This is a genomic window from Salinivibrio sp. IB574 (genome assembly GCF_001996205.1).
Classification (GTDB): domain Bacteria; phylum Pseudomonadota; class Gammaproteobacteria; order Enterobacterales; family Vibrionaceae; genus Salinivibrio; species Salinivibrio proteolyticus.
In genome coordinates, this window is the sequence record NZ_MUFN01000057.1 from 1 (window position 1) to 10,509 (window position 10,509).

The window sequence follows — 10,509 nt, forward strand, 5'->3', positions numbered from 1 at the left end:
TGTCAAAGAAGGCAAATTAAGGCACGATGAAGTGAACCAAGTGATTAGCTGAGTGACTCATCTGGTCAATCAATAGTGCCATGCGCGGGCAAGGCCCGCGTTTTTCAACACTTGGCGTCGATGGTTATAATTGTTATGTTATTACATTACTTTTGAAGGTGTGGATGCCTGCATGACTCGGCCATTGATCGTCCATCTGTTGTTGCTTGTCATACTCAGCCAATCTGGGCTGTGGGCGCGTCATCACCTCGATACCTTCACGCCCACACATCACAGCGAACATTGCAGCCTCTGTCATTTGGCGCCTCCCGCACTGATCGCGTATGCGGTCTCAGCGCCTGCCCCCACTTATGTCGTCAACGAGATTATTGCACTCTCAAAGCCAGCTCAGGCTTACCACATCGCCATTGCCTTTTCGGCACGCGACCCACCTAGTTGAATAAATACCGCAATGATTTAACCCATTTATTCACTAGGAGAACCCAATGAAAACGCGTTTTTTACCCAATGTTATCGCCATGGCTATCGCAACCGCGTCCACAGCCACATTTGCTGACGAAGCCAACTATCAGTCGTTCGATGCCCATGTGCACGGTGAAGTCACCGCAAGCCTTGCCCAAGACGGTGAGCGCGTGCTGATTGAACTGACCGCGCCCGGCCATGATGTGGTTGGGTTTGAGCACCACCCTAAAAACGCCAAGGATCAGCAAACGCTCGAAGATGCTTATGCACTACTGCGTGATGGCGGGAAACGCTTCCAGCTTGCTGAAGCGGCGAATTGCCAGCTGGTCGACGTCAAGATCACGAGCAGCTTTGAAGACCATGACCATGACCACAAGCATGAGCATGAGCATGAGCATGAGCATGAGCATGAGCATGAGCACAATAGCATTCACGGTGAAGATGGCGAAGATGGCCACGCCCATCGTGACGGTCGCGATGGCCGAGACGGCAAAGATGCTCATCATGAGGATCATGGTGACCACCATGATCACAGCCACCATGCGCATGAGGACCATCATGATCACGACAAGCATGATGATCACCATGGGCATGATCACGGTAACCACAACACCTTATCGGCAAACTACCAATTCGTTTGCCAAAACCCGCAAGCTTTCACCGAATTGCAAACTGATTGGTTTAGCCTATTCCCCAACACAGAAACCGTCAAAATTCAGGCCTTTACTGATGACAAGGTTTGGGTCGAAACCTTGAATCGTGCCAAGTCGCACATCCAGTGGTAGTGAACAAGGAGGCGGGGCGCATCCAGCGCCCCTGTCAGGCATGATAACCATCGAACAACTACGTTTTACTTGGCCAGCTCAGCCGCAACCGATCTTAGATATCGATAGCTTTGCGGTCGGTGAGGGCGAGCATGTATTTTTAAAAGGCCCCAGTGGCAGCGGGAAATCCACGCTACTGAGCCTGATTGCAGGCATTCATACCCCACAATCGGGAACGCTAACGGTCAATCATCAAGCGCTTACAGCACTGAATGATCGCCAACGGGATCAGTTCCGTGCCAACCATATTGGTTATATTTTTCAGCAATTTAATCTGCTGCCTTATTTGTCGGTGATCGATAATGTCACCGTTCCGCTGCGCTTTTCTCACACGCGGCGTCAGGCACTCAGCCAGCCTGCACACCAAGAGGCCGCCAATTTACTCGATAAGCTGGGTCTTCCCGCACACTGTTACCATCAGCCAGTGACTGCGCTGAGTATCGGCCAGCAACAGCGAGTCGCCGCGGCACGGGCATTAATTGGGGCACCGGCGTTAATTATCGCTGACGAGCCGACCTCTGCGCTCGATGCGGACACCCGCAATACCTTTATTCAGTTGCTTCAAGACCGCTGCCGGGAAGCCAACAGCAGCTTATTGTTTGTCAGCCATGACAGCCAATTGGCGCCCTTGTTTGACCGCGATGTCTCGCTTCCCGCGCTTAATCGCGCCATGCATCGCGAGGAGGCCAACCAATGATTTCACTGTTAGGATTGGCAGGGCAAAGCCTCAAGAATCGCCGCGCCACCGCACTGCTTTCTTTGCTGACCGTCACCATTGCCGTGGTGCTCTTGCTCGGGGTGGAAAAAGTGCGCACCCAAGCCAAAGCCAGCTTTGCCAATACCATCTCCAACACCGATTTAATTGTCGGCGCCCGCTCCGGTCCGATCAATTTACTGCTCTATTCCGTGTTTCGCATCGGTAACGCTACCAACAATATCGGCTGGGACAGTTACCAGCGCCTTGGTGAGCATCCGGATGTGAGTTGGACCATCCCCATTTCACTGGGGGACTCTCACCGTGGCTTTCGGGTGGTTGGTACCACCAATGATTACTTTGACCATTACCAGTATGGTCAAAAGCAGCCACTGGCCTTTCGCCAAGGCGGCCCATTTTCCGGCTTGTTTGATACCGTGATTGGTGCCCAAGTGGCGAAAGAGCTGGGATACAAGATGGGCGATAGCCTGGTCATTGCCCATGGACTGGCCGACAAAGGCTTTAATCAGCATGACAACCTGCCCTTTACGGTCACCGGGATCTTGGCACCCACAGGCACCCCCGTCGACCGTAGCGTGCATGTGTCGCTCGAGGCCATCGAAGCGATTCATGTTGGCTGGGAAAGTGGCGCACGACTCGGCCAAGGCCTGACCCAAGCGCAAGCGCAACAGCGCGAGTTGCAACCGGAGCAACTCACCGCCGTGATGGTGGGCTTGAAAAGCAAAATCAAAACCTTCGCTGTCCAACGTTGGGTCAACACCTATCCACGCGAACCGTTAACCGCCATCATGCCTGGCATTGCCTTGCACGAGCTATGGGACATGATGCGAGTTGGCGAACAAGCCCTGCTGGTGATCTCTGGCTTTGTGGCCGTCGCGGGGCTGTTGGGTATGCTCTCAAGCCTGCTCACTAGCTTGAACGAACGTCGACGAGAAATGGCAATCTTACGTGCGATGGGCGCGCGCCCTTTGCATATTATTTTGCTTTTGGTCAGTGAGGCGGTCGCGATCACCCTTGCGGGAATCGTCGTTGGCGTGCTCCTACTTTATGGTGGACTCGCGCTGGCGCAGCCCTATATTCTCAGTGAATTTGGCTTGTTCTTGCCACTCGACTGGCCGTCTTCTTACGAGCTATCACTGATGGCCGGTGTATTGGTCGCTGGCTTTATCGTGGGATTAATTCCGGCTTGGCGCGCCTACCGACAGGCGCTCGCCGATGGCATGACAATTAAGGTATAACAGATGAAAAAACGAATAATGCTCGGGCTTATTGCCTTACTGAGCGGTGTGTTGAGCTCGCCTTCGTGGGCGAGCAATGAACCACTCAAACTGGATTGGATTGATTTGGTTCCTGAGCACGAACGTGCTCAATTCGATAGTCGGGGTATGCCAGAAATCAATCACGACGGTGAAAACCCGCAAAGCTTGGTTGGCTCGGTTCGCCCAGAGCTCAACAACAGCCAAGTCAAAATTCCCGNCCTGCTGGTTCCCTTTCTTGGCGCCTGTATTCATGTTCCACCCCCACCCCCGAATCAGATAATTTATGTAAAGTTTGCTGGCGGTGCGCCGATTCAACAATTATGGGATGTGGTTTATGTCGAAGGCACGCTGAAAACCGAACATGTCAGCCATGACTTGGCAGAAGTGGGTTATGTGCTACAAGGCACACAATTAACTGACTACGACGACGAATAAATCCCTATCAATCAGTGAGCCCGATCGGCGCACACGATATTGTCAGGCAATATAATGAGACAAGATCGCCAGTGCGCCTATGTACACGGCAATCAACAGCAGATTGATGGGGTTGAGTTTTTGCTTACGCACACGCATCCCTACACTTGATTGTTAACGCTCATAATGTTAACAAATTTAATCTTTAATTAACATATTTGCCAGCATTAAATTTTGCTGACAATCAGTGTGAGACGCGCATGGCAGAGCAAGACAAACCCGTAGTCATCGATGCCCATCCCGATAAACGGCAACATCAGGAACACAATTGTAAAGAAGACGCCGATCTTCGCGGCAGTAAAGGGCGGCTAAAAGCGATTGCCAGTGAGTATCACGTCGATGCGCGCCTGCAAGAGGTCGAACAGGAAGATCTTGCTCATCGCAGTGCCAACCGCCAACGCCATGTGATGCAAAAGCAGCAAGCGAATCTCGAAGCCATCATCGCGCTCACCTACGATCAATGTCACAGCGAAACCGCCCACACTCCCGACCCTGATTGGCTGGTTCGCTTTTTCGATTTAGCCCGTAATATTCACGGCCACGCGATGCAGCAATTGTGGGCGAAAATTCTCAAACAAGAAATGCTCCGCCCCGGCAGCACCTCAATTAAAGCCCTGACCATTCTCGAAACCATGACGCAACGTGAAGCGCAAGCACTGCAACGCGCTTGTGCCTTATCCAGCACGTTTGGGCAAGACAGCACCAAAAAGCTAGTCACCGGTTTTCGCCGCCGCCAAGGCTTGGTGCAACTGCTACGCCCAGAGCCGCCCCATAAGCTTTCGCTGGGGCACTATCAACTGTCTTATACCGACTTAATGTTATTGATGGACTTGGGGCTGATCCTGCGCACTGAGCTCGAATCCGGCGTGATTGAAATGCAACCAGCGATGCCGTTTAAACTGCAAGACACCCAATACATGCTTACCCCGCTCCACAAAGGGATGCGTCTTTATTACTACCGCTTTAGTCCCACCGGCCATGAGCTAGCAAAACTGGTCGGTAAACGCGTGCATCCCGATTACTACCACGCCATTTGTGAATTACTCGCCGAAGGCTTTGAGATGCACAGCGATGTGGGTGATACGGTCAACACTCACGCTTAATCTGACGGGCGCAACACCCCGCGCTCACGCAGTACGTGAAGACAGGTCGCCACATGCTCGGCGACGCTGTGATCACCGCTTAAATGGATCGCCGGTGTTTGCGGTGGTTCATACTCTGACGATATGCCGGTAAACGCAGGGATCTCGCCGGCACGTGCCTTTTTGTATAGCCCTTTGGGGTCGCGCTGCTCACACACCGCCAGCGGTGTATCGACAAAGACTTCAATAAACTGACCCTCTGGCAAACGCTCGCGCACCATCTCTCGCTCCGCGCGAAACGGTGAGATAARGGCACTCAAAACGATCAGACCCGCATCGGTCATCAACTTGGCCACTTCACCAATCCGGCGAATATTCTCGCGCCTGTCTTGATCGGAAAAACCCAGATCGCGACATAGGCCATGGCGAATATTATCGCCATCTAGCAAATAGGTATGGTGCCCTTCGGCGACCAAGGCCGCCTCAAGCGCGCCAGCGATGGTCGATTTACCCGAGCCAGACAAGCCAGTAAACCAAAGCACGACAGGTTGCTGCTGTTTTTGTTCGCTGCGCTGAGCTTGGTCAACATGATGTTGATGCCAGATCACATTGGGATCGGTTGGCGCAGATACAGTGTCAGTCATGAAAGTCTCCGCTATTTCGTTGGCCACGCTATGATTAAGGGGCCACCGACGTTAAAGGAAAAACAATCGGTAACAGGGTGAGCACCACTGCGGAATACACCACAGATAATGGCAGCCCCAGACGCAAATAATCACGTAGCTGGTAATTGCCCACGCTGTATACCAATAAATTGGTTTGATATCCGTAAGGGGAAATAAAACTGGCACTGGCGCCAAACAGCACTGCCATCACAAAAGGCATAGGATCAACCCCATACCCTAGCGCCAAGCTATAGCCCAGCGGGAAAGCCAGCGCCGCCGCGGCATTGTTGGTGATAAGCTCGGTCAGTAACAAGGTCAGCAAGTACACAGCCACCAGCGCCCCTATCGCGCCCCCTGCGCTAAAGGTCGCCATAAACCAATCACTAAAGCGTGCCGACAGCCCTGACGCCAACATCAGTTGTGCCAATGTCAGCGCCGCGCCGACAATCACCACCACCTCAACCGGAAAGCGGCGTTGTAAGTCGTGCAAGGAGATAATGCCGGTGACCAGCAACACCACTAAATACGCCGCTAAGCCATTGAGCAGCGGCATTGGAGTGATCAAGGCCGCGCCAATCACCGCGACAAATCCCGCCAGTACCGCAACGCTTTTGCGCTCGGAAAGACGGGTACTGGCTTCCAAACCATTAAAGAGTACGAATTCGCGCCGTAACGCTTGGCTGTCTTGGCGAAAGGTTTTTCCCGGCACCAACACCAGCGTATCGCCGGCGTGCAAAGGAATATTGCCCAACCCACCGTCGAGTTTTTCATGGCCGCGGCGAATGGCGACCACCACGGCATCAAAGGTCTCACGAAATCGGGCGGCTTTGAGGGTTTTGCCACAAATACTGGCGCTGTGGCTCACCACCACCTCAATCAAGTTTTGTCCATCAATGTGATGCTGGCCGAACAAGGTCAAGCCAGGGATCTCTTGCAAGGTCGCGACACTTTCCACATCGCCGGCAAACTGCAACTTGTCACCGGCCAATAACGGCGTATCCGGACACACAGGCGCAATAATGCCGTCTTGACGATGAATTTCGGCCAAGTACAAGCGGCGTAGTGCCCGCAAGCCATTGTCTGCCACACTGCGACCGCATAAGGGTGAATCGGCAGCCAACCGTGCTTCGAGCACATACGGCAAGCTCTCTTCTTGTTCACCATCATGGCGTGGCAACCGATAGCTAAACGGAATTAATACCAATAGCCCTGCCACCAATGCAGCAGCACCAATGACCGTTGGGGTGAAAAAGCCCAAACTGGGTAAACCAGCCCGCTCAACAAAGCTGTTCACAATGAGATTGGTGGACGTGCCAATCAGGGTTAGGGTGCCGCCGAGAATGGCGCTATATGACAATGGGATCAAAAGCTGTGAAGGTGAGTGACGTCGGTTGCGCTTGATCGCGCCAATCATGGACACCACTACCGCTGTGTTATTGACCAGCGCCGATAGCAGCGCACTTGAGATACCTAATTTCGCAATCACGGTGGGGAGTGCACCGTGCGACGCCTGCTGCGCAACCCAGCTGGTCAAATGGGTTTTCTCCAACGCACAAGAAACCAAAATCAGCAATACCAAGGTCAGCAGTGATGGCGCGGTAAAGTTCGCCGTCAGCGCTTCAACCGAGGTGAGTCCAGTTTGGAAAGCCACAAACGCAGCCCCCGCAAACAAGAGCACAGGCTTTATACGGGTGAGCACCAAGCCGGCGACAATCGCCACCAGCAAGGTGAGTACCGTGGTTTCTTGCCAACTCATCGTTTATCCCAGTTGACGCAGATCCCGCGCTTGCCAATGCGGAAAGTGCTTGCGGATCAGCTGGTTCAACTCAAGCTCAAACGCTGAGAACGACGAGGTGGTTTGCGGCTGCGCCTCCGCCACATGACGGATCATGCCCGCGCCGACCGTCACATTGGTGAGACGATCAATCAGGATAAAGCCACCGGTATTCGGGCTATCTTGATAGGTATCCAGCGGCACCGCTTCGCTCAGGGTCAAGGTGCAACGACCTATGCCATTGAGCGGCAAGGTGTCTGCGTCATGAGTATTAAGCGTATTAACATCGACCCCATACGACAGCGCCTCAACCTGCGCCGAGGTTTTCTTGCTGGCCAACTTAATGTCGTATTCACGCCCCGGTGCCAGTGGGGTTTGCGTCATCCAAACCACGTCGGCATCAAATCGTTGCCCCACCGCCACTTCATCATCCGCTCGCACCAAGAGATCGCCGCGCGAGATATCAATTTCTCTATCTAAAGTGAGGGTGACCGCTTGACCGCTGAAGGCAAATTCACGATCACCGTCAAAGGTGACGATGCGCGCGACCTTCGCGGTAAGCCCAGAGGGGAGTACCTTAACCTCATCGCCCACATGCAACTCGCCACTGGCAAGGGTGCCCGCGTAACCGCGAAAGTTCAGATCCGGTCGATTGACATACTGCACCGGAAAACGGAACGCACCCGTCCCGCGCGATTTTTCAATGTCGATGGATTCTAGCTGGCTGAGCAGCGGCTCGCCTTGATACCACGCCATCGCGTCACTGGCATTGACCACGTTGTCGCCTTCGAGTGCCGACAAAGGCACCATAGACACTGACAAGCCGGGGTTGAGCTGATCGGCAAACGCCAGATACTGCTCTTGAATTTCATCAAATCGAGCTTGGCTATATGCCACCAAGTCCATCTTGTTCACCGCTACCACAAAATGCTGAATACCCAGCAAGTTAGCGATATACGAGTGGCGACGAGTCTGATCCAAGATGCCGTGGCGCGCGTCGATTAAGATCACCGCCACATCACAGGTCGACGCACCGGTGGCCATATTCCGGGTGTACTGCTCATGGCCGGGGGTATCGGCGATGATAAACTTACGCTTGGAGGTGGAGAAATAGCGATACGCCACATCAATGGTGATCCCCTGCTCGCGCTCGGCTTGTAGGCCGTCTACCAATAGCGCCAGATCCGGTTTCTCGCCCGTGGTGCCGACACGCTGGCTATCGGCATGGACAGCAGCCAGCTGATCTTCATAGATCTGCTGTGAGTCGTGCAGCAAGCGGCCAATCAAAGTCGACTTACCATCATCGACAGAGCCACAGGTCAAAAAGCGCAATAAACTTTTGTGTTGATGCTGTTGCAGATAACCCTCAATACCCAGATCGGCCACCTGTTGTTGAATTGCTGGATTCATGACTGCTCCTTAGAAATAACCCTGACGCTTTTTGCGCTCCATGGATCCGGACTGATCGTGGTCGATCGCCCGTCCTTGGCGTTCACTTGAGGTAGCGACCAACATCTCTTCGATGATCTCTGGCAAGGTGGTCGCGGTAGATTCAATCGCCCCGGTAAGCGGGTAACAGCCTAGGGTGCGAAAACGCACCGATTTATGGGTTACGGTTTCCTCAGGCCCAATCGGCATCCGCGCATCATCCACCATGTACAAGGTGCCATCGCGTTCTACCACTGGGCGCTCGGCCGCTAAATAAAGCGGAACAATGTCGATATTTTCCAGATAGATGTATTGCCAGATATCGAGCTCAGTCCAGTTAGAGAGCGGAAACACGCGAATACTCTCGCCCGGATTCACTTGACCGTTATAGTTGCGCCACAGCTCTGGCCGTTGGTTTTTCGGATCCCAGCGATGGTTCTTATCGCGGAACGAATAGACACGCTCTTTGGCGCGGGATTTTTCTTCATCCCGACGCGCGCCGCCAAATGCCGCATCAAACTTATGCTGATCCAGCGCCTGCTTCAGCGCTTGGGTTTTCATGATATCGGTGTGCTTATCGGAGCCGTGATCAAAAGGATTGATCCCCTGAGCCATGCCTTCTGGATTTTTGTGCACAATCAGATCTAGCCCCAACTCTTTAGCGGTGCGATCGCGAAAGGCAATCATGTCGCGAAACTTCCAGTCGGTATCGACATGCAACAGTGGAAACGGGATCTTTCCAGGGTAAAAAGCTTTGCGCGCCAAATGCAGCATCACTGACGAGTCTTTGCCAATCGAATACAGCATCACGGGGTTATCAAACTCCGCCGCGACTTCCCGCAGTATATGAATGCTCTCGGCTTCTAACTGCTGGAGGTGAGTGAGTGTTTTTGCATCCATCCTAACTATCCTTTAAGCGAAGTTAACCACAGCGGTGGGGGCTTGCGTGGGGTCGGCATCGCTTACCGCGCGCCCCTCGCCAAACCATGTCAGCTGACCGGCGAGTGCCGCCACTTCGCCCACCACGATCAGCGCGGGCGACGCAGCTTGTTCCGCCAGCGACGGTAAGTTGTTGAGTTGACCGGTAAAGACTTTCTGCTCCGGACGCGTGCCGTTTTCAATCACCGCCACAGGGGTGTCCGGCGATCGACCATGAGCAATCAGTTGGCTTTGAATATGGGCCGATTTCATCAAGCCCATATAAATCACCAAGGTCTGACGCGGGCGGGCTAACGTCGCCCACTCCAAGGTGTCTTGTTCTTTTTTCAAATGACCGGTAATAAACAGCGCGGTCTGGGCATGATCGCGATGGGTGAGCGGAATACCGGCATAGGCCGTCGCCCCTGCCGCCGCAGTGATCCCGGGTACCACTTGAAACGAGACACCCGCGTTGGCAAGGGTTTGTAATTCCTCACCACCACGGCCAAACATGAAAGGATCGCCCCCTTTTAAGCGCACCACCCGTTTTCCGGCTTGAGCATGCTCGACCAACAGACGATTAATGTCGTCTTGGCTCACACTGTGGTAGCTCGCCCGTTTGCCCACACAAATCAGCTCCGCATCTCGGCGGCACAGCTCCATAATCGGTTCAGCCACCAAGTAGTCGTAAAGCACCACATCGGCTTGCTGCATCAATTGCAACGCGCGCAAGGTCAATAGCCCAGGATCCCCTGGCCCGGCGCCAATCAACGCCACTTCGCCTTGGGTGGTGATTTGTCCGCTAAGCTGCTCCAGCGCCTGCTCGGCTTGCTGGTGTTTGCCCGCCGCGACTAAATCGGCAAACCGCCCACTAAAAGCGGCCTCCCAGAATTTGCGCCGGCCCGTTA

Annotated in this window: 11 protein-coding genes; 5 read left to right on the plus strand and 6 right to left on the minus strand. The window is 53.8% G+C overall.

The window, feature by feature from the left end:
• Positions 1-133: 133 nt before the first annotated feature.
• Positions 134-298, minus strand: a complete 165-nt coding sequence (locus tag BZJ17_RS17545) for a hypothetical protein (protein WP_241836838.1) — start codon at positions 296-298, stop codon at positions 134-136.
• Between the two features lie 187 nt (positions 299-485).
• On the opposite strand from BZJ17_RS17545, the gene BZJ17_RS16725 reads away from it, so the two are divergent.
• The 5 genes from BZJ17_RS16725 (at position 486) to BZJ17_RS16745 (ending at position 4,837) form a co-directional block, all read left to right on the plus strand.
• On the plus strand, positions 486-1,247 hold the full coding sequence (locus tag BZJ17_RS16725; protein WP_077641487.1) for a DUF2796 domain-containing protein: 762 nt from the start codon (positions 486-488) through the stop codon (positions 1,245-1,247).
• Between the two features lie 40 nt (positions 1,248-1,287).
• Positions 1,288-1,983 (plus strand): ABC transporter ATP-binding protein, encoded by a 696-nt coding sequence (locus tag BZJ17_RS16730; RefSeq protein WP_069589644.1) that lies wholly within the window; start codon positions 1,288-1,290, stop codon positions 1,981-1,983.
• On the plus strand, positions 1,980-3,239 hold the full coding sequence (locus BZJ17_RS16735; RefSeq protein ID WP_077641488.1) for an ABC transporter permease: 1,260 nt from the start codon (positions 1,980-1,982) through the stop codon (positions 3,237-3,239). The genes BZJ17_RS16730 and BZJ17_RS16735 overlap by 4 nt, the downstream gene beginning before the upstream one ends.
• Before the next feature lie 3 nt (positions 3,240-3,242).
• Positions 3,243-3,695, plus strand: coding sequence for a DUF3299 domain-containing protein (locus BZJ17_RS16740; RefSeq protein ID WP_077641489.1), 453 nt, complete (start codon positions 3,243-3,245; stop codon positions 3,693-3,695).
• A 239-nt stretch (positions 3,696-3,934) separates the two neighbouring features.
• Positions 3,935-4,837: a TIGR03899 family protein gene (locus BZJ17_RS16745; protein ID WP_077641490.1), complete on the plus strand. Its 903-nt coding sequence runs from the start codon at positions 3,935-3,937 to the stop codon at positions 4,835-4,837.
• On the opposite strand, the gene cysC is transcribed toward BZJ17_RS16745, so the two are convergent.
• From cysC to cysG, 5 genes are all read right to left on the minus strand, one after another.
• Positions 4,834-5,460 carry an adenylyl-sulfate kinase gene (cysC, locus tag BZJ17_RS16750; RefSeq protein ID WP_077641491.1) on the minus strand — a complete coding sequence of 209 codons (627 nt, stop codon included), beginning with the start codon at positions 5,458-5,460 and terminating at the stop codon, positions 4,834-4,836. The two genes, BZJ17_RS16745 and cysC, sit on opposite strands and share 4 nt — an antisense overlap.
• 34 nt (positions 5,461-5,494) lie before the next feature.
• Positions 5,495-7,237, minus strand: a complete 1,743-nt coding sequence (locus BZJ17_RS16755; protein ID WP_077641492.1) for an SLC13 family permease — start codon at positions 7,235-7,237, stop codon at positions 5,495-5,497.
• Between the two features lie 3 nt (positions 7,238-7,240).
• Positions 7,241-8,665, minus strand: coding sequence for a sulfate adenylyltransferase subunit CysN (cysN, locus tag BZJ17_RS16760; RefSeq protein WP_077641493.1), 1,425 nt, complete (start codon positions 8,663-8,665; stop codon positions 7,241-7,243).
• Between the two features lie 9 nt (positions 8,666-8,674).
• Positions 8,675-9,583, minus strand: coding sequence for a sulfate adenylyltransferase subunit CysD (gene cysD / locus BZJ17_RS16765; protein WP_077455796.1), 909 nt, complete (start codon positions 9,581-9,583; stop codon positions 8,675-8,677).
• A 12-nt stretch (positions 9,584-9,595) separates the two neighbouring features.
• The coding region (gene cysG / locus BZJ17_RS16770; protein ID WP_077641494.1) for a siroheme synthase CysG at positions 9,596-10,509 on the minus strand (914 nt) is incomplete at its 5' end.